General features: G+C 53.0%; 17 protein-coding genes. 12 read left to right on the plus strand and 5 right to left on the minus strand.

Features of this window, described 5'->3' with window-relative positions:
* Positions 1 to 85 precede the first annotated feature (85 nt).
* From CPA45_RS00190 to sixA, 4 genes are all read left to right on the plus strand, one after another.
* Positions 86 to 433, plus strand: coding sequence for a YkvA family protein (locus tag CPA45_RS00190; RefSeq protein ID WP_096649229.1), 348 nt, complete (start codon positions 86 to 88; stop codon positions 431 to 433).
* A 99-nt stretch (positions 434 to 532) separates the two neighbouring features.
* Positions 533 to 2,437 carry a molecular chaperone HtpG gene (gene htpG / locus CPA45_RS00195; protein ID WP_096649232.1) on the plus strand — a complete coding sequence of 635 codons (1,905 nt, stop codon included), beginning with the start codon at positions 533 to 535 and terminating at the stop codon, positions 2,435 to 2,437.
* A 99-nt stretch (positions 2,438 to 2,536) separates the two neighbouring features.
* Positions 2,537 to 3,604, plus strand: a complete 1,068-nt coding sequence (locus CPA45_RS00200; RefSeq protein ID WP_096649235.1) for an NAD(P)H-dependent glycerol-3-phosphate dehydrogenase — start codon at positions 2,537 to 2,539, stop codon at positions 3,602 to 3,604.
* On the plus strand, positions 3,597 to 4,115 hold the full coding sequence (gene sixA, locus CPA45_RS00205; protein WP_096649238.1) for a phosphohistidine phosphatase SixA: 519 nt from the start codon (positions 3,597 to 3,599) through the stop codon (positions 4,113 to 4,115). Before CPA45_RS00200 ends, sixA begins: the two co-directional genes overlap by 8 nt.
* Before the next feature lie 111 nt (positions 4,116 to 4,226).
* Here sixA and gatB read toward each other — a convergent pair whose 3' ends face one another.
* From gatB to gatC, 3 genes are all read right to left on the minus strand, one after another.
* Positions 4,227 to 5,681, minus strand: a complete 1,455-nt coding sequence (gene gatB, locus CPA45_RS00210) for an Asp-tRNA(Asn)/Glu-tRNA(Gln) amidotransferase subunit GatB (protein ID WP_096649241.1) — start codon at positions 5,679 to 5,681, stop codon at positions 4,227 to 4,229.
* Positions 5,681 to 7,141 (minus strand): Asp-tRNA(Asn)/Glu-tRNA(Gln) amidotransferase subunit GatA, encoded by a 1,461-nt coding sequence (gene gatA / locus CPA45_RS00215; protein ID WP_096649243.1) that lies wholly within the window; start codon positions 7,139 to 7,141, stop codon positions 5,681 to 5,683. The genes gatB and gatA overlap by 1 nt, the downstream gene beginning before the upstream one ends.
* A gap of 96 nt (positions 7,142 to 7,237) precedes the next feature.
* Positions 7,238 to 7,525 carry an Asp-tRNA(Asn)/Glu-tRNA(Gln) amidotransferase subunit GatC gene (gene gatC / locus CPA45_RS00220; RefSeq protein WP_096649246.1) on the minus strand — a complete coding sequence of 96 codons (288 nt, stop codon included), beginning with the start codon at positions 7,523 to 7,525 and terminating at the stop codon, positions 7,238 to 7,240.
* A gap of 229 nt (positions 7,526 to 7,754) precedes the next feature.
* Between gatC and CPA45_RS00225 the strand changes: the two genes are divergently transcribed.
* The 7 genes from CPA45_RS00225 (at position 7,755) to tldD (ending at position 17,838) form a co-directional block, all read left to right on the plus strand.
* Positions 7,755 to 8,792, plus strand: coding sequence for a rod shape-determining protein (locus CPA45_RS00225; protein WP_078087170.1), 1,038 nt, complete (start codon positions 7,755 to 7,757; stop codon positions 8,790 to 8,792).
* 23 nt (positions 8,793 to 8,815) lie between these two features.
* Positions 8,816 to 9,757 (plus strand): rod shape-determining protein MreC, encoded by a 942-nt coding sequence (gene mreC / locus CPA45_RS00230; protein ID WP_096649249.1) that lies wholly within the window; start codon positions 8,816 to 8,818, stop codon positions 9,755 to 9,757.
* Entirely contained in the window at positions 9,757 to 10,245 is a 489-nt protein-coding gene (mreD, locus tag CPA45_RS00235; RefSeq protein ID WP_096649252.1) for a rod shape-determining protein MreD, read from the plus strand. The genes mreC and mreD overlap by 1 nt, the downstream gene beginning before the upstream one ends.
* 106 nt (positions 10,246 to 10,351) lie before the next feature.
* Positions 10,352 to 10,987, plus strand: a complete 636-nt coding sequence (locus tag CPA45_RS00240; RefSeq protein ID WP_096649255.1) for a Maf family protein — start codon at positions 10,352 to 10,354, stop codon at positions 10,985 to 10,987.
* 58 nt (positions 10,988 to 11,045) lie between these two features.
* The gene (gene rng, locus CPA45_RS00245) at positions 11,046 to 12,509 is read left to right on the plus strand and encodes a ribonuclease G (protein ID WP_096649258.1); all 1,464 of its coding nucleotides are present in this window, start codon (positions 11,046 to 11,048) and stop codon (positions 12,507 to 12,509) included.
* Between the two features lie 2 nt (positions 12,510 to 12,511).
* Entirely contained in the window at positions 12,512 to 16,387 is a 3,876-nt protein-coding gene (locus CPA45_RS00250; RefSeq protein WP_096650193.1) for a YhdP family phospholipid transporter, read from the plus strand.
* Positions 16,384 to 17,838, plus strand: coding sequence for a metalloprotease TldD (gene tldD / locus CPA45_RS00255; RefSeq protein WP_096649261.1), 1,455 nt, complete (start codon positions 16,384 to 16,386; stop codon positions 17,836 to 17,838). Before CPA45_RS00250 ends, tldD begins: the two co-directional genes overlap by 4 nt.
* Before the next feature lie 57 nt (positions 17,839 to 17,895).
* On the opposite strand, the gene yjgA is transcribed toward tldD, so the two are convergent.
* Positions 17,896 to 18,417 carry a ribosome biogenesis factor YjgA gene (gene yjgA / locus CPA45_RS00260; RefSeq protein WP_096649264.1) on the minus strand — a complete coding sequence of 174 codons (522 nt, stop codon included), beginning with the start codon at positions 18,415 to 18,417 and terminating at the stop codon, positions 17,896 to 17,898.
* A 94-nt stretch (positions 18,418 to 18,511) separates the two neighbouring features.
* Here yjgA and pmbA point away from each other — a divergent pair, with 94 nt between their 5' ends.
* Positions 18,512 to 19,852, plus strand: a complete 1,341-nt coding sequence (pmbA, locus tag CPA45_RS00265; RefSeq protein WP_096649267.1) for a metalloprotease PmbA — start codon at positions 18,512 to 18,514, stop codon at positions 19,850 to 19,852.
* A 100-nt stretch (positions 19,853 to 19,952) separates the two neighbouring features.
* On the opposite strand, the gene CPA45_RS00270 is transcribed toward pmbA, so the two are convergent.
* A complete protein-coding gene (locus CPA45_RS00270) occupies positions 19,953 to 20,222 on the minus strand; it encodes an HPr family phosphocarrier protein (protein WP_078087179.1) in 270 nt (89 codons plus the stop codon).
* Positions 20,223 to 20,233: the final 11 nt, after the last annotated feature.

A 20,233-nucleotide genomic window follows, 5' to 3' on the forward strand; every position in this document is an offset into this window, starting at 1 on the left:
TGGCTAGCGGGACGACAGCCGCTATAGTGAACTTAAAGAATAAACAGTGCTCTGACAATCGTGACACTTAGAGGATTCAATTACGATGGCCCCATTATCCACTTGGTGGTTATTACGTCGACTTAAAACTCGTGTATGGGCAGTAAAACGTATTGGTCGTGCGCTTAAACTGTTTGCGCCCATGACGCGAGATGTACTGCGTGGTGATTTCCGTCCGGTACCCTGGTCCGCGTTTGGCATGATGGCATTAGCGCTAGCCTATCTGGTTATGCCTTTTGATCTCATTCCCGACTTTTTGCTAATCATCGGTTTGGTCGACGATGTAATCATCGTAGGTTGGCTGCTCAATCGAATTGATCAGCGTCTTGCTGACTACCGTGCTTGGAAGCACGATAACGTCGATACTTCCACTTCTCAGCATTCAGCTTCTTGAAATTACTCTGCCTATCCCCATATTGAGTTCACATCTTTTTCACTTTCGTCTCCAGTAGACGAAAGTACACGATAAACGTGATCAATGAGGGCTAAGCGCATGACAACTGCGACCCACGAAGAAACTCTTGGCTTTCAAACGGAAGTTAAGCAGCTCCTGAATCTGATGATTCACTCCCTGTACTCCAACCGGGAGATTTTTCTACGCGAGCTTATTTCCAACGCCGCCGACGCCTGCGATAAGTTGCGCTACGCTGCACTGGATAACGATGCGCTATATGAAGGTGATAGCGAGCTACGTATCGAAATTGAGCACGACCGCGACGCTAACACCATTACGCTGCGTGATAATGGCATTGGTATGAACCGCGAAGACGTGATTGCCAATCTGGGCACTATTGCACGTTCGGGCACGGCAGAGTTCCTTAAACAGCTTTCGGGTGAGCAGCAAAAAGACGCCAAGCTGATTGGTCAGTTCGGTGTTGGCTTTTATTCGGGCTTTATCGTCGCTGATGAGGTGACGGTACGCACTCGCAAAGCGGGTACAGCGGCCTCTGAAGGTGTTGAGTGGCGCTCCAAAGGTGAGGGTGAGTTCACGGTTGCTGATATTGAGTGCGAGATTCACGGCACCGAGATTACCCTGCATCTGAAAGAGGATGCTAAAGAGTTCGCTGACGACTACCGCCTACAGGGGCTGGTGCGTAAGTATTCTGACCATATCGAAGTGCCGGTGCGCATGCCGAAAACCGAAACGGCGAAAGATGAAGATGGCAATGAGGTTGAAGGCAGCGAAGTCACGACCTGGGAAACCGTCAACGAAGCCACCGCACTATGGGCACGCCCGAAGAGTGATGTCTCCGACGACGAGTATAAGGCGTTCTATAAGCACGTTGCTCATGACTTCAGTGACCCGCTAACCTGGAGCCATAACAAGGTTGAAGGTAAGCTTGATTACACTAGCTTACTGTACGTTCCAGGCCGTGCGCCGTTTGATATGTTCGAGCGTGACGGTGCCCGTGGCGTCAAGCTCTACGTTCAGCGCGTATTTATTATGGACGACGCCGAGCAGTTCCTGCCGCTTTATCTGCGCTTTATCAAAGGTGTGCTGGATACCCGCGACCTATCGCTGAATGTTTCCCGCGAGCTGCTTCAGCAAGATCCTAAGGTTGATAAAATTAAGGGTGCGCTGACTAAGCGTGGGCTGGATATGCTTAAGAAGCTGTCCAAAGACAGCGAGCAGTATCAAACCTTCTGGAACACCTTTGGTAGCGTGTTAAAAGAGGGGCCGGGCGAAGATTTCGCTAACCGCGAAAAAATTGCTGGTCTGTTGCGCTTTGCCTCCACCCATACCGATACGGCTACCCAAGAGCATGCCTTGGCAGATTACGTTGAGCGCATGAAGGAAGGCCAGAAGAAGATTTACTATGTGGTGGCAGACAGCTTTAATGCTGCTAAAAATAGCCCACATCTGGAGATTTTCCGTAAAAAAGGTATTGAGGTCCTCCTGCTATCGGACCGTATTGATGAGTGGTTAATGAGCCATCTCACCGAGTTTGATGGTAAATCTTTTGCTGATGTGGCAAAAGGCGAGCTAGACCTTGGCGATGTGGAAGACGAGGCCGAGAAGAAGGCACAAGAAGAGACGGCCAAGGCTAAGGAAGACCTGGTGAAGCGCGTTAAAGAGGCGCTCAGTGACGGTGTGCAGGAAGTTAAAATCACCCATCGCTTAACTGATTCGCCGGCCTGTGTCGTTCTTCCAGAGCATGAGATGGGCTACCAAATGCGCCGCATTATGGAAGCTGCTGGGCAAAAAATGCCAGAAGTAAAGCCGATTTTAGAGCTGAACCCTGACCATGCGCTGGTTGCACGCTTGGAAAATTCTGAAGGTGACCTGTTTGGTCAGCTAGCTCACATTTTGTTGGATCAGGCGATTATCGCAGAGGGTGGACAGTTGGACGATCCTGCCGCCTACGTTAAGCGACTCAACAGTGTATTAACTGCCTGATGACCAGCTAATGTTGCCACGGCCCGCTTGAAACCCAAGCGGGCCGTTTAGTTTGGTAAGGTGTACGACATATCAGTGACAAACTACCAGGATATCGTTATGGCTGAACAGCGGATCAATGTCGCGGTACTGGGTGGCGGCAGTTTTGGCACTGCCTTGGCCAGCATTGCGGCGGATAACGGCGCTAACGTGCGTCAGTGGATGCGCGACGAAGCGCTGGTGGCACAAATTAATCAAGAGCACCGTAATGGGCGCTATTTACCGAACTACGCCATTAACCCGGCGGTACAGGCATCCACTCATTTGCAGGCGGTGCTAGAAAACGCCGAATTGGTGTTGATTGCGATACCCTCCAAGGCATTTCGTAGCGTTGTACAGGCCGCTAAGCCATGGCTTACATCTACGCAAATTTTAGTCAGCACCACGAAAGGTATCGAGCAAGACAGCTTTTTATTGATGAGTCAGGTGCTTGAGCAGGAGACTGGATTTTCCCATATTGGTGTTATTGCTGGGCCTAACTTGGCATCTGAAATAGCGGACAAGCAGTTAACCGCTACGGTAATTGCCAGTGCCGATTCCCTTACCCGTACTCGGGTGCAGCAGGCGCTCGGCTGTCGCTATTTTCGGGTATATGCAAGCAATGACCGGCATGGGGTCGAGCTTGGTGGTGCGCTTAAAAATATTTATGCCATTGCCGCCGGTATGGCCGCAGCGTTGGGGATGGGCGAGAACACTCGCAGTATGCTAATCACCCGTGCCCTGGCTGAAATGAGTCGTTTTGCGGTAGCGCAAGGGGCTAATCCGATGACGTTTTTGGGGTTGGCTGGGGTTGGTGATTTGATTGTTACCTGCTCGTCCAATTTATCTCGGAACTATCGAGTCGGCTTTGCTATGGGGGAGGGGCGCGGTCTTGAGGATGCTGTTTCAGCGCTTGGGCAAGTGGCTGAGGGGGTTAATACAGTTAAGCTGGTGTGTGAAAAGGCCCGTGAAATGGGCGTTTACATGCCGCTCGCAGAGGGTTTAAACCGCGTACTGTTCGAAGGGGTTCCCGCTCAAGAGATGGCGAAAACGCTGATGATGGGTGAGCAAAGCAGCGATGTAGAGTTTATCCTGCCCCGTGAAGCGGTTCAGCAGGCGCACCGCAATAACGGAGGGTGGCATGAGTAGTGGGGTAAGTGGTCTCAAGAGAAGTGCCAAGCAGCATCTTTTGATTATGCGCCATGGCGAAGCTGCCCCTGGATTTCCTGATCAGTCTCGATTGCTTACGCCCCATGGAGAGCGCGAAGCCAGTAGCATGGCGCGCTGGTTGGCGTTACGTGTTGAGCAAGGTGAGTTGCCGCAGCCCAAGCTATATGCAAGCCCCTATGTGCGCGCACAGCAAACGGCTCAGCACTTTAGTGACGCTTTGAGAATACCGCTAGACACTCTGGATTTTATTACGCCTGATGACTCCCCCGTAGCGGTAAATGATTGGCTGCTGAGTCAGCCTGAAGATGCAGCAATTCTGCTGGTTAGCCATATGCCACTGGTGGGAGAGTTGGTGGGCGTGTTGATGGAGGGCGCGCGGAGCCGGGGAGTAGGGTTTCCCACTGCTGCTATCGCAGAGCTGGAGGCAGAAGTTTGGGCGGCAGGCTGCGCGCAGCTTAAATGCTTTACCCAGCCCAGCCAATTACGTTAACAGTACAAAAAAGCACTAACACAAAAAAGCGGCTGCTGAGGCAGCCGCTGTCATCTAAAGCAAGAGATGTTGTTGCAAGGCTAAGGTCTGAATCAGCCCGTAGCAGGGGGGTTATAAAAGTGCATCCAGCTTCGCTTTTAGCACGCCATTGACCTGTTGTGGATTAGCAGTGCCGCGAGATGCTTTCATCACTTGGCCCACAAAGTAGCCAATCATCTTGCCGCGTTTTTCTGGCTCGGAATCGCGGTACTGGGCTACCTGGGCGGGACTTTCAGCGATCACCTGGTCGATCATGGCTTCAATCGCGCCTGTATCGGTCACCTGCTTTAAGCCTTTGGCTTCTATCACTTCATCGGCGCTGCTGCCTTGGCCATTCCAGAGTGCCTGGAAGACCTGCTTTGCTGCTTTTCCGTTGATGGTGTCGTCTAGTACCCGGCCAATTAGCCCACCGAGTTGCTGAGCAGAAATGGGACTGTTCTGAATGCTCAGGCTTTCTCGGTTGAGAGCGCCTGCAAGCTCACCTTGTACCCAGTTGGCAGCCTGCTTGGCATCGCCACATACCCGGTGTACTTCCTCGAAAAACTCAGCCATTTCACGGCTAGCAGAAAGCACGCTCGCGTCGTAGGCGGACAGGCCAAGCTCTGTTTGGAAGCGTGCACGCTTGTCGGCTGGCAGTTCGGGTAGCTGGCTGCGCAAATGCTCTAGATAGGCCTGATCAAGCACGACGGGCAGTAAATCTGGGCAGGGGAAGTAGCGATAGTCGTTGGCCTCTTCCTTGGTGCGCATGCTGCGGGTTTCGTCCCGCTCAGGGTCGAACAGGCGAGTCTCTTGGACGACTTTGCCGCCATCTTCGATTAGCTCGATTTGCCGTTCAACCTCAAAAGCAATCGCCCGTTCGACGAAGCGGAACGAGTTAACGTTTTTGATTTCAGCACGTGTGCCGAAAGCTTCCTGGCCTTTAGGGCGAACCGAAACGTTAACATCGCAGCGCATAGAGCCCTCTGCCATGTTGCCATCAGAAATGCCCAAGTAAGTGACGATGGAGTGAATCGCTTTTAGATAAGCCGCGGCCTCTTTGGCGTTGCGCATATCTGGCTCGGATACGATTTCTAAAAGGGGAGTGCCCGCCCGGTTCAGATCGATGCCGGTCATGCCATGGAAGTCTTCATGTAACGACTTGCCGGCGTCTTCCTCAAGGTGGGCATGGTGGATGCGAATACACTTGGTGGTGTTGTCATCCAGGGTGATTTCAACTTCGCCAGCGCCCACGATGGGATGGTACATCTGGCTGGTTTGGTAGCCTTTGGGCAGATCGGGGTAGAAGTAATTTTTACGATCAAATACTGATACTTCAGGAATATCTGCGTGGATTGCCAAGCCAAATTGTACCGCCATGGCGACGGCTTGCTCGTTGAGCACTGGCAAAACACCAGGCAGGCCAAGATCAACGGCACAGGCCTGGGTGTTTGGCTCTGCACCAAAGGCAGTGGAGGCGCCGGAGAAGATCTTCGAGCGTGTCGCGAGCTGAACGTGGACTTCCAGCCCGATCACAGTTTCCCATTGCATTAGGCGTTCTCCTCGGCAAAAGCGGGAAGTTTTAAGTGCCAGTCTGTGGCCTGTTGGAATTGGTGCGCCACGTTGAGTAGTTGGGCTTCTGCAAAGTGGGTGCCGAGTATTTGTAAGCCTACCGGGCGCCCTGCCGCGAAGCCTGCTGGGACGCTGATACCTGGAATACCTGCTAAGTTGACGGCGATGGTGTAGATGTCTTGCAAGTACATCGACACCGGATCTTTTTTAGCACCAAGATCAAAGGCTGGGGTGGGCGAAGCTGGCCCCATCAGCACATCCACGTCCTCAAACGCGTCAAGAAAATCTTGGCGGATTAGGCGGCGTACTTTTTGAGCTTTTGTGTAATAAGCGTCGAAAAAGCCTTCAGACAGTGTGTGGGTACCGATCAAAATGCGGCGCTTAACTTCTTCACCGAAGCCCTCGGCCCGAGAACGGGTGTAGAGATCGATCAGATCAGCCGGTGCGTCGCAGCGATGGCCAAAGCGCACGCCGTCGTAGCGTGAAAGGTTCGAAGATGCCTCGGCCGGTGCGATCACGTAGTAAGCCGGAATCGCATAGTGGGTATGAGGCAGGCTGACTTCCCGTACTGTAGCACCTAGAGATTCATACACCTTCACTGCATCGCGTACGGCTTTTTCTACCTCGGGATCAAGTCCGTCACCGAAGTACTCTTTAGGAAGGCCTATTTTAAGGCCTGACAGTGGCGCATTCAGGGTTTCGGTGTAATCGGGAACGCCGCGGGCCACGCTGGTGGAGTCGCGTACGTCGTGTCCAGCGATGACATTGAGCAGGTGGGCACAGTCTTCGGCGCTGCGCGCCATCGGGCCAGCCTGATCAAGGCTTGATGCGTAGGCGATGATGCCATAGCGGGATACACGGCCATAGGTAGGTTTTAACCCCGTGATTCCACAAAACGCTGCTGGCTGGCGAATAGAGCCGCCTGTGTCGGTGCCCATGGCGGCAGGTACAAGCCCGGCAGCTACCGCTGCCGCGCTGCCGCCGGAGCTTCCACCGGGAACTGCTGAGAGATCCCAGGGGTTTTTTACCGCGCCAAAGTAGCTGTTCTCGTTGGATGAGCCCATGGCGAACTCGTCCATATTGGTTTTACCCAGGCTGATAGTGCCCGCTGCACTGAGCTTTTCAACCACCGTAGCATTGTAAGGCGCGATAAAGTTATCGAGCATTTTGGAGCCACAGCTGGTTTTCACACCTTGGGTGCAGAAAATATCTTTCAGGGCAAGCGGTATGCCGGTTAACGTACCGGCATTGCCTGCTGCGCGTAGTTGGTCGGCAGCTTCGGCTTGTTTGAGCGCTTGTTCGGCGGTAACGGTAATAAAGCTATTAAGATTGCCATCGGCTTGCTCAATGCGTTGCAAAAAGTGCGAAGTAAGCTCGCGACTGGAAAACTCACCGCTTTTAAGTGCAGCGGCCAGTTGGGTGACAGTTTTATCATGCATTACCCGGAAACTCCGTTCGGGGGCGAAAAAGAGAGGCGGAAAATGGCGGCACCAGCTGCCCAATTGATTTCCACTTTTTCCACTATTTGTTTCTACTTATTCCACTACGCGCGGTACAAGATAGAGGCCCTCTTCCACCGCCGGGGCGCAGCGCTGGAAATTATCGCGCTGATTGGTTTCCGTTACCTCGTCAGCACGTAGGCGCTGGGTAGCATCCAGTGGGTGTGAAAGTGGAATAACACCTTCAGTATCAATGCTTTGTAGCTGGTCGACCATGTCTAGGATGCGGCTTAGATCGTCCACAAAGCTACTGGCTTGGTCATCGCTGACGGCGATTCGGGCCAAGTGCGCGGCCCGGCGCACATGAGAGTCTTCAAGCGCCATGATCGAGATTTCCTCGCAAATGTGATGGAACATATTCCGCGTTCAGCGGTATACATACGGTCATCTTAAATTCGTCTTGTGTTGCAGACGTGGAAAATAGCCATAAAAGGTACCACATATTGCCCCTCGCTGGCAGTATTAGGCGTGACTCGCGCTTGCTGCCAAGGGGTTGCAGTGATACCGTTTGCATCCGCACAGGGTTCCCGGTCTGCACTAGGTAACAACATCCATGTTCAAACGTCTGAGGGGGCTGTTTTCCAGCGATCTATCGATCGACTTGGGTACGGCCAACACACTGATTTATGTACGCGGTCGTGGCATCGTCCTTGACGAGCCATCCGTGGTCGCCATTCGCCAGTCTGGCAATATGCGCAGCGTGGCATCTGTAGGTGCTGATGCAAAGCGTATGCTTGGCCGTACGCCAGGCAATATTACCGCTATCCGTCCAATGAAAGACGGCGTTATCGCCGACTTTACCGTTACCGAGCAAATGCTTCAGCACTTTATCCGTAAAGTCCATCAGAGCACTTTTCTCACTCCAAGCCCACGGGTTTTGGTTTGTGTGCCTTGTATGTCTACCCAGGTTGAGCGGCGCGCTATCCGCGAATCTGCGGAAGGGGCTGGTGCTCGAGAAGTGTTTCTGATCGAAGAGCCCATGGCAGCTGCGATTGGTGCCGGTCTTCCCGTTGAGGAAGCGCAAGGCTCGATGGTGGTGGATATCGGTGGTGGTACTACAGAAATTGCCATTATTTCATTGAATGGCGTGGTTTATTCAGAGTCTATCCGCGTAGGCGGTGACCGCTTTGATGAGGCGATCACCGCCTACGTGCGCCGTCACTACGGCAGCCTAATTGGCGAAGCCACTGCCGAACGCATTAAAGAAGAAATTGGCTGTGCTTACCCCGGTGGTGAGCTGCGTGAAATTGATGTTCGCGGGCGTAACTTGGCGGAAGGTATTCCACGTAGCTTTACGCTCAACTCTCACGAGATTCTAGAGGCGTTACAAGAAACGCTTGCATCTATTGTTGCAGCGGTGAAGAGCGTACTAGAGCAGTCTCCGCCAGAGCTGGCCTCCGACATCGCTGAGCGCGGTTTAGTATTAACTGGTGGCGGCGCGCTGTTACGCGATCTCGACAAGCTGATTGCCGAAGAGACAGGGTTGCCGGTGATTGTGGCGGAAGATCCGCTCACTTGTGTAGCGCGTGGTGGTGGTAAGGCGCTTGAAATGATTGATCAGCATACGTTTGAGTTGTTGTCGAGCGACTGATCTGAGCGGTTTATCGCGGGGGATTGCCTATTAAACCGCTGTTTTCGCACGGGCCGTTGCCGGGTTATCGGCTGTTCTTCTGCGTGTTGGCGGCAAGCATTTTGATGTTTGTCGACCAACGCTTTACGCGTATGGAAGATGTACGCGCCCAAATGACCATGATTGTTGCACCGGTTCAGTGGGTAGTTAGCGTGCCTAGCGACCTGCTGAACTGGGGTGCGCTAGCGCTATCTGACCAGCAAGCGTTGGTGGATGAAAATCGCCGTTTACGTGAGCAAATTTTGACGCTATCTCACCGTGGCCAGCGTTTAGCCAGCTTAACTGCTGAAAATGCTGAGCTACGTACTCTGCTGCAAGCCGCTGAGCGCCATGAGATTCCCTATATGGCTGCAGAGTTGTTGTCGCTGGATAATGACCCTTTTAGCCATCAGATGGTCATTGATCGTGGGCATCGCAATGGTGCCTATGTAGGTCAGCCAGTGATTGATGCATTTGGCCTGGTAGGTCAAGTGACGGCTGTTTCCGCTTACTCCAGTCGAGTTTTATTGTTAGCCGATGCAAGCCATGCGTTGCCGATTCAAGTTAATCGCAACGGGCTGCGCTTTATTGTCCAGGGGTCCGGCCGCTATGGCAGCGTTAACGTACTGCACGTGCCTGATACGGCCGATATTCGTGAAGGTGACTTGCTTACTACCTCGGGATTGGCTGGGCGATTCCCTCCTGGCTATCCGGTGGCAAGAGTGACAGAGGTGTATCACGATCCTGGCCAGCCGTTTGCTCGGGTAACCGCAGAGCCATCTGCTCAGTTGCAGCGTTCGCGGCACTTCTTGTTGCTCTTTCCGCCGCTTCCAGAGGAGTTGGATGAGACGGTGTGGGATGACACTATGGATATTTCAGCCAATGCGATACATGCGGCGCAGCGCCTTGGGGCTGCCCATGATCAGGCCGCTCAGGAGGCGCCTTAATGGCCAGAGCACCTGTCGTACCATTAGTGATGGTTTGGCTAAGCTTTCTCTTTGCGCTCTGCTTGCAGGTAATGCCGCTGGCTGATGGTTGGCAAGTGTATCGCCCTGAATGGATTGGCTTGATACTGATCTATTGGTGTATGCGTATACCGAGCCGGGTGGGGGTTTTTCACGGTTTTGTGATTGGCATTTTAATGGATTTAATTGAGGGTACGTCGCTTGGCCAGCACGCGTTAATATTGTCGTTGCTTGCCTTTCTGTGTGCGTTGGTTTATCCGCGTTTTCGTGCCTACTCATTAGTCCAGCAGTCAGTATTGGTGTTGGTTTTGTTAGGTTTAGTGCAGCTGGTTGAGCAATGGCTGCGAACGTTAACCGGTGATTTCTCAATCCACCTGTCTTTCTTGATACCCTCTATGATCAGCGCATTGCTCTGGCCGTGGCTAGCAACCATGTTGCGCGCTTTGGAGCGCCGCCTAGCAGGAACATAAAATAATAAGTGGCAGTGGCATAAATAGCAGAAATATAAAGAGTTTGAGTGTGATGGAAATGTGAGACGCTATTTACGTGCGCTAGCTGTATAAGAGAGAGGCTGTGATGAAGGAATGTCCATTAGATGTCACTGCAGCGTCGCTCGAGGAGCAAGAGCCGGTGCTGTGTCTTGCTTCTAGCTCGCCCCGACGTAAAGCATTACTGGCTTCGATTGGTGTTCCTGTCAGTGTGCTACCCAGCAATGTGGACGAAACCCCGTTAGCGGGGGAGCAAGCTGAGGCGTATGTCGAGCGGTTGGCTATTGCTAAAGCCCAAGCTGCTGTGCCAAAGACTGCACTGCCTGTGTTGGGCTCTGATACGGCAGTTGTTGTTGATGGCACCATTATGGGCAAGCCATGTGACGAGCAAGATGCCGCGGCTATGCTCTCAGCGCTTTCAGGGCGCACCCATCAAGTGTTAACAGCAGTCGCGGTGGTAGGGCCTCTGGGTGTACTCTCATGCTGTGTAACTACCCAAGTTAAAATGCGCGCTATCCAGCCGCATGAAATAGCCAACTATTGGCAAACTGGTGAGCCAGCTGATAAAGCTGGCGGCTACGCTATTCAAGGTCTTGCGGCGGTGTTTGTTGAGGAGATTCACGGTAGCCATTCGGCAGTAGTAGGACTGCCGCTATTCGAAACAACGCGCTTGCTGTGCCAGCAAGGGGTGACAATATGGGCGGGACGTTATCAGAGTATATAACGCCGCCTCATCGCCTGCTGCGCTGGCAAGGAATATGTGACCCAATAAGGAATTTTGCATGAGCGGTGAAGTCCTCATCAATTTAACGCCAATGGAGACCCGCGTTGCGCTGGTAGAGAACGGTGTATTGCAAGAGGCGCTGATTGAGCGCTCCCGCCGGCGCGGTATCGTAGGCAATATCTACAAAGGCAAAGTAGTTCGTGTACTGCCTGGAATGCAGGCTGCCTTTGTTGATATTGGCTTAGAGCGAGCAGCATTTATTCATGCCCACGAAGTGATGCCGTCGGGCACGCCCAGTGATGAGCAGCAAGCTATCGCTCAGTTGCTCCATGAAGGTCAAGCACTGGTAGTGCAAGTCACTAAAGACCCGATTGGTACCAAGGGCGCGCGGCTTACAACGCATCTTTCAATTCCATCGCGCTACCTTGTCTATATGCCAGACTCGCCTCATCACGGAGTGTCTCAGCGTATTGAGGATGAGCGAGAGAGGGAGCGCCTCAAGACCTTGCTAGATAAAAGTATTGAGGAGCAGACTGTCGAGGTGACCGGTGGCTTCATCGTTCGTACGGCTGCTGAAGGCGTGGGAGATGAAGAGCTGGCGGGGGATATGTACTTCCTGCTGCGTATTTGGCGCAAAGTAAGTGAGCGTAAAATAACCGCAGCGCCACCTAGTGTTATCTATGATGACTTGCCGCTATTTATGCGCACGTTACGCGATGTTATGCGTGATGACATTGAAAAAGTGCGTATCGACTCCCGGGAAAACTTCGTCAAATTAGTCGAATTCGCCGAAGAGTTTATGCCTGATGCAGTGAATCGTATTGAATATTATCCAGGCGAGCGACCTATCTTTGATCTCTACAGTGTTGAAGATGAGATTCAAAAAGCGCTCGGGCGCAAAGTTCAGCTGAAATCGGGTGGCTACTTGGTGATTGATCCCACTGAAGCCATGACGACGATTGATGTTAATACCGGTGGCTATGTTGGCCACCGTAATCTTGAAGAAACCATTTTTAAAACAAATCTCGAAGCGGCTACTGCCATCGCGCGCCAGCTGCGGCTACGAAATTTAGGCGGCATCATCATTATCGATTTTATTGATATGATTGATGTAGAGCATCAGCGCCAAGTGCTGCGCGTGTTAGAGAAGGCGCTGGAGCGGGATCACGCCAAAACGAAATGTACAGGGGTAACTGAGCTTGGCTTAGTGCAGCTGACCCGTAAGCGTACTCGGGAAAGCCTGGAGCAGACGCTGTGTGAAGCGTGTCCCACCTGCAGTGGGCGCGGCACTCTGAAAACGCCTGAAACGGTCTGCTATGAAATTTTTCGCGAGATACTGCGTGAAGAACGGGCCTACAGTGCGGAAACCTACATGGTACTCGCTTCCCAGCCGGTGGTAGATCGTTTGCTGGATGAAGAGTCTGCGGCAGTGGCTGATCTTGAAACCTTTATTAACAAAACAATTCGTTTCCAGGTCGAACAGCACTACTCCCAAGAACAGTACGACATTGTGCTGATGTAATGATGGTGCCACGTTTGCTGGTTCGGTACACGTTAGTAACATTGGCTTGGCTGTGTGGCACGCTTGCTGTGCTGCTATTGCTGTTGCGCCTGTTGATTAGTCAGGTCGGTGCGCTAACGCCAAAAATAGAGGCGACTCTTGAGGCGCGTATCGGTGTTCCGGTCACTATTGATCATCTTTCTCTCACCCTTGAGCGCAACGATTTATTCTTGCGCTTAGAGGGTGTGCATGCCTCAACGCCCGATGGGCAAAAGCTTATATCCCTTGAGCAAGCTCATCTTCGGCTTGATAGCTGGGGGACACTACTTAATGCTGCACCTATTTTTAATGATGCCCGCGTAGCAGGGTTGGATTTCCACCTTTATCAGCAGCAAGATGCTGCCTGGGGTTGGCCAAGCCCAGCTGAACTGCCAGCGTTTATAGCGCCCGAACCTACGATGGATTTAGCAAAAATCGATAAGTGGGTGGGCATTGTTCTACGTCAACGCTTGTGGGTCGATAATACACGTGTCGTGCTGAATGGTAAGCAGGATACGGTGACCATGCATGCTCCTACCTTATTGCTTAATGGTGATGAGCGACGAACCAGGCTTGAGGGTGCAGTGAACATCCTTGAATCGTCTGATCTACGCGATGAGAGTATGCTGCCTGCGCTAAATATGCAGGTGGAAATGCAGCCTGGGCAGCGAGGATTCAGCGATTTTTCAGCAGCGCTTCAGCTTGATATGCAGCTTGATCACTTGGTGGCGCTAGCGGCAGTGTTTCGGCCAGACTATATGCCACACCTTGAGCAGGCGGGGGGCGAAATTAAACTTTGGGGACGTTGGCATAGCGGGCGCCTTGATGAGGCACGGCTTGCAGTCGATATACCCGAGCTAACTTTGCGCCACGAGCTGCAGTATGCGGTACTACAGGATATTCAGGCGAGTGGCCTTTGGCAGCGCGACAATGATGGTGGTAAAGCATGGCTAAGCGGCAATGCTGAAAGCGTGGAGTGGGCGCAGCCCGACGGCATTAGCGATGGCCCGGCACTGCCTAAACACTGGTATTTGTCTCACCAACCAGACCGGTGGGAACTGCGTACTAGCGCCTTTGAATTAGCTTCTTTAACCGCTTGGCGCGACTATGTGCTGCTACCGGAGTCAGTAACACGCGTGCTTCAAACCCTATCGCCCAGTGGTCAGGTTCAGGGGCTGCGAGTCGGCCAGCGAGAAGGGCGCTGGGGAGTTGATGCAGCACTCACAAATGTTGTCGTCTCACCATGGGAGCAAGCGCCCGGTGGCGGTCCTTTAGATGCCTGGGTACAAGCGCGTGACTTGCGTGGCCGCGTTATCTTCAATAGTGTCGGTGAGAGTACGCTTCACTTTCCTGCTCTGTTTATTGCCCCTATGCAGCTTCGCCATGCGCAAGGCATGGTGGAGTGGGTCTATGATGGCCCTAATACGATGATTAGTGGTCGTGACCTGACGGTGGAGTGGGATGGCGCAGAGATTAGTGGTGGATTTGGGTTAATAGCGGGTAACCAGCGTGGCCAATTTGGCTTGGATATCGACTTTGCAAATGTGAATGCCTTGGAATACCCGTTATCCCACTGGCTCCCCGTCTACGCGTTTGAACCTGAGCTACGCGAGTGGCTGCTGAATGATGTTGGTGGCTATGTGCCCAGTGGATCACTCCAGCTTAGCTTGCCGCTTACTGCCGAGCAATCAGCCGATCAGTTGTCTGCAACACTTGCTCTATCGGTAACCCAGGGCCACCTCCCCATAGCGCCAGATTGGCCGCATTTGGAGCAAGTAGAAGGGCGGCTAACCTGGAAAGGGCAAGTATTGGAAGCGCAGATTGATCATGCCCAGAGCCTGGGAGTCGAAGTGGCTGAAGGCGAGCTGGTGATGGTCGACGAAAACCTAACACTTTCTGGGCATTTGAATAGTGATGCTGAATCGCTTATTGCTTTTCTTCAGGCTATTCCGGATATGGACATGCCGTTGCTTGATGATGTGCGTGCTGAAGGTGGAATTGAGGGTGATATTGCTTTATCGCTACCGCTAAGCGCTCCGGATGCCTTGCAGCTAGAAATAAATGCCAGTCCGCGATTCTCCAGCGTCGTCTATCAACCATTGGCGCTACCCTTAACTAATGTAAACGGTGCGCTTGTTTGGCGGCAGCATGGAGAAAACTATGCTTTGTCGGGTAATACCAGTGGTCAGTTGCTGGGTGGTCGTATAGCGGCGGATATTAATAGCCAAGAGGATCGGATAGATTTACGCGGGAATGTTGATACCGCAGCGTTGTTTGATTTGGCAGGCATTCCAGCTGAGCAGGCTCGCCAAGTGTTAGAAGGCAGTACTGAGTGGCGGGGGAAGGTGCGCCTTGAGCCAACACCCAGCGTAACCCTTGAAAGCCGTTTGTTAGGGGTGGTCAGTCACTTACCTGCGCCCTTTGCTAAAACTGCCGAGCAGCCCTGGTCATGGCGTTTCGCTGCAGATCTAGAGAGCGGCCGCCTGGAAACCCAGTTAGCTGAACTTATTCATGGGCGTGTACAGCCGTTAGCCGGTGGTGAGCTAGCCGGTGAACTGGCGCTGGGAGGGGCATCGCTGTCGCAGGCCTGGCCACGCCAACTTGGTTTTAGCGTAGCTGCGGAGCTACCCGAAATAGACCCGGTGGTCTGGAAAGACGCGCTTGCGCCGCTAATGCAACGTCAATCATCTTTAGGGGGCGCCTATGATGGGGTTGATACGCCTGTCTCCCTAATGGTAAACACCTCTTGTTTGCGTTACCGTGGCGAGTGCTTTGGTGGGCTCAGCGCTTCAGGAAACATTATTGCTTCAGAAAACGCGGGTGGACAGCAGATAGGCCTCTTGTTAAGTGGTGATTTAGTATCAGGGCGTATTGATTACCGCCCCGGTGACCCCCGGCCCCTGGATATTATGATTACCTCCCTGGCGGTAGACCGGCTGTTGGATATGCCCTCCAAAGAGCATAGTAGTGATGACCCTGCACCTACTTCCTGGGTCGAAGCTGTGGAAACGCGGCACTCGGTGCCTGTGCCTATTCCTTCATGGTTGACCGAGTTACCTAGTGGGCGGCTACGGCTTGCAGAAATTAGCATTGGTGAAGGGCGGTTTGGCCCGCTAACGGCCTATTGGCAAACCGATGACCAGCGTTTTGTGCTTTCACCCGTTGGGTTGACCCTGGGACAGCTATCTGCCCGAGGTGAGCTATTTTGGGAAGGAAATGCGATCAATAGCCAAACCCGTGCCGACATTTCGATCTTGGGGGGCGATGTGGGCACAGCACTGGAGCGGCTTGGACAGCCTATTGCTATGCGCAGTCGCTCAACTGACATAAGTGCTGAACTAGCGTGGCCGGGTGCTCCTTGGCAGTTTGACTTGAGTCGAGCAGGCGGAGAAATTGCTGTTGATATCCGCGATGGCCGCTTTGTGACACTGGAGTCGACGCCGGCACGGTTAGTCGGCCTGCTTAATTTTGACAACATCCTGCGCCGATTACGCTTAGACTTTTCTGATGTGACTGGGCAAGGAACAGCCTTTGATAAGGTATACGGTACCGCAGATGTAGCGGGTGGGCAGTTAATGCTCCGTGGACCATTGCATATTGAAGCGCCGGCCACTTCTCTAACCCTTACGGGTAGTGTCAATCTTGTGCAGCGTGAGCTCGATCAGCGTTTAGGCGTCACACTGCCGGTGAGTCAAAGTTTACCCATCGCGGCCATTGCCGTTGGCGCCCCTATCGTGGGGGGCGCCTTATTCATCGCTGACCGACTGTTTGGCGATGCACTAGATAGAGCGACGACAATTCATTATCGTGTGCGAGGTCCCTGGACTTCGCCGCAGGTTACCTTAGAAGGCCCTCAATGACCGCACATAAAAGCGATTTAGATACCGCTGTTTCCATTCTGTTAACGCCAAGTGGTCTTGACCTGGATGCGCTGGACACGGGGCTTGGTTATGCCATGGGGGTAGGCATTGACTATGCCGATCTTTACTTCCAGCGTACTTGGCAAGAGGGCTGGGTACTTGAAGATGGCGAAGTAAAAGAAGCCAGTTACAACATCGACGGTGGAGTTGGTGTTCGTTCTTTGGCAGGCGAAAAAACCGGCTTTGCCTACTCAAACCAGATCACTGCTGATGCATTGGTTGATACTGGCCGTACAGCGGCTGGTATTGTACGTAGCGGTAAGCAACTGACGGGGCAAGCGGTAAGGCCCATTTCTGTAGCACCCTTTTACGCAGGCCTTGACCCTTTAGCGGGGCTCACCGCAGAAGATAAAGTAGCTCTACTAAAAGAGGCTGATCGCGTGGCGCGCGCGGCTGACCCATGCATTAGCCAGGTGAGCGTCTCTTTGTCTGGTACCTACGAGGTAGTGCTCGTGCGTGCCAGCGATGGCACCTTAGCCGCCGATATTCGCCCTTTAGTACGTTTTAACGTGAGCGTTATTGCACTTAAAAATGGTCGACGTGAGCGTGGTAGCGCAGGCGGTGGTGGGCGTTACTCCATGGCAAGGTTAAGGGACGAGGGCGTTGCCGTACGTTACGCCAAAGAGGCAGTCCGTCAGGCGCTGGTAAATCTAGATGCGGTGGATGCACCTGCCGGACAAATGCCGGTAGTGTTGGGTGCAGGTTGGCCAGGTATTTTGCTGCACGAAGCTGTTGGCCATGGACTGGAAGGCGATTTTAACCGTAAGGGTAGCTCTGCCTTTGCTGGGCGGATGGGCCAGCGTGTAGCGGCAAAAGGCGTGACCATTGTGGATGATGCCACGTTGTTAGATGGTCGTGGCTCGCTCAGCGTTGATGATGAAGGAACGCTAGGACAAAATACGCCGCTCATCGAAGACGGCATTTTAACCGGCTATATGCAAGACAAGCTCAATGCTCGGCTAATGAATATGGCCCCCACGGGTAACGCGCGACGAGAATCGTTTGCGCACTTGCCTATGCCGAGAATGACTAATACCGTCATGCTTGCCGGCCAAGACGAGCCTAGCGACATCATTAAAAGTGTTAAGCGCGGTCTCTATGCAGTGAGCTTTGGCGGTGGGCAGGTGGATATTACTTCTGGCAAGTTTGTCTTTTCAGCCAGTGAAGCGTATCTCATCGAAGATGGCAAGATCACTGCGCCTGTCAAAGGGGCCACCTTGATTGGCAATGGGCCAGAGGCAATGGGCCGCGTGTCTATGATTGGTCACGATATGGAAATGGACACAGGTATTGGGGTATGTGGTAAAGAGGGGCAGGGCGTGCCTGTAGGAGTGGGTCAGCCCACTTTGAAGCTAGATGAGCTGACCGTGGGAGGCACCCAGTCGTCTTAGCCTGAACTTACTTAGACTTGAACTTAGAAGGTTCAGGAGCTTAGAGGATCTAGAGGCTTAGAGAGCCAATGTCTCGCGCAGGTGCTTAAACAGTTTGCGCGAGCTGGTTGGAGGCTTTCCTTGCTCGCGCTCTTTTCGTGCATTACGCACTAGCTGGCGCAGTGTTTGGCGGTCGCCATTGGGGTATTCCGCCAGAAACAGGTCAACACCATCATCGCCTTCGTCAATTAAGCGGTCACGCCACTTCTCTAGGCGATGAAAAGCATGGTCACGTTGCTCTTTTTCCTGCTCAATGCCATCAAATACCCCTTGAATGGCGACGAGGTCCTCTTTGCGAATTAGTTTCCCTACGTACTGCATGTGGCGGCGGCGCCCTTCATGGGAGCGGATGCGGGAGGTCTCCTCAATGGCACGCAGCATGTCATCAGAAAGAGGAAAGCGAGCCAGTTCCGCAGGCTTCATGGCAATAAGGGTCTCACCAAGCGCCTGTAGTGCATGCATTTCTCGCTTGAGCTGAGATTTGCTTGGACGCTCTTCCTGTTCATCAATATCGAAGGGTTCGGGGCGTTGCTTAGGCATACTAGAGCTCACTGATCAGATTCGTTTGCAGCATTATATCAGCTGTGACAACAACATTGATTCGCCAATGCAATTCTGGCGAAAAGGAGGCCATATGGCACAGGCATTTGACGCAACCTCACAGCAGGCACTGTTAACCACCCGCGCTGAAGAAGCGCTGGCACTTGCTAAGCAGCTCGGTGCAGATGCAGCTGAGGTTGGCGCCAGCGTTGACCAGGGGATTGGTATCAGCGTGCGCTTGGGGGAAGTGGAAACGGTCGAGCTGTCTAGAGACCAGGGAATTGCCGTTACGCTGTATGTAGGCCAGCGCAAAGGGAGTGCTTCTTCCTCTGATGCGAGTAGCGCCTCTATCAAAGCGACGGTGGAAAAAGCCCTGGCGATTGCCCGCTATACGGGAGAAGACCCAGCCGCTGGCTTGGCGGACGCCGCTCTAATGGCAACCCATTTGCCAGACTTGCAAGTGCACTATCCCTGGCCGCTGAACACCGATGAGGCGATTGCGCTTGCGCTTAGCTGCGAACAGGCTGGTCGTGACGTGGTGGGTATTCATCAATCTGAAGGGGCGTCACTGTCAAGTGGCGAGGGTGTGCGTGTATATGCCAACAGCCATGGTTTTCTGGGCACCCAAAAGGGCAGTAGCCACTCACTCTCCTGCATGCTAATCGCACAAGATGAAAATGGTATGCAGCGGGACTACGATTATACGTCGGCGCGAAACCCGATCGAGCTGCGCGATCCTGGAAGTGTCGGACGAGAGGCGGCTGCCCGAACGCTAAGGCGTTTAGGTGCGAAGCGCCCCCCAACAGGGACTTTTCCGGTACTCTTTGACCCGACGCTCGCCAGTGGATTAATCGGCCACCTAATGAGCGCGTTAGCAGGTGGTGCTCTTTATCGTCAGGCCTCTTTTTTGTGCGACCGATTAGGTACGCCACTGTTTCCCAGCTGGTTTAGTTTAGAAGAGCGGCCCATGGAAGTGGGAGCTACTGCGAGTTCACCCTTTGATGGTGAGGGCGTGCAAACACGGGATAATCGTTTTGTCGATCAAGGCAGTATCGCAAGCTATATGCTCTCTTCCTATAGCGCTCGCCGCCTAGGTATGCAAACTACCGGTAATGCTGGTGGCGCGCGTAACATTCGGCTAATAAGCCCTCAGACTTCCCGAAATGCGCTATTGAAAGAGATGGGTACTGGCATCTGGGTCACAGAACTAATGGGGCAGGGTGTCAATGGTGTTACAGGTGACTACTCAAGGGGAGCTGCGGGGTTCTGGGTCGAAAATGGTGAAGTGCAATACCCCATTGAAGAGTTCACCATTGCTGGGAATTTAACCACGATGTTCGCGGGTTTGGTCGGCATTGCTGATGACATTGACACCCGCGGTAGCATTCATACCGGCAGTTGGCTCATCGATGCCATGACTGTGGCCGGCAGTTAAGAGCTAGTCGCAGGTCTAGGTGTCTGTCGCCGGTCTAAGTAATAAAGCAGCTCATAGCAGAAGGTTAATCGTCACTGTTAAAGAAGAGCAATGCTAGCAGCTATTGCTCTTCATCAAACCGTGCATCGAACAGGTTTTGAATCGCTTCTAGGGCTTGTTCGGCATCATCGCCTTCTGCAACAACCTTTAATACAGTACCGCAGGGCGCCGCTAGCATCAGCAGAGACATGATATTGGCAGCGTCGGCTATTTGCTGCTGCTTATGAACATAGATGTTGGCCGAAAATTGTTGCCCGCATTTGACTAACTTTGTAGCCGCACGCGCGTGTAAGCCACGCTGATTGGTGAGAGTTAAGGTTCTTTCTGGCACCCTGGTTCCTT

Origin of the sequence: Vreelandella nigrificans, assembly GCF_002374315.1 — a bacterium.
Taxonomy (GTDB): Bacteria; Pseudomonadota; Gammaproteobacteria; order Pseudomonadales; family Halomonadaceae; genus Vreelandella; species Vreelandella nigrificans.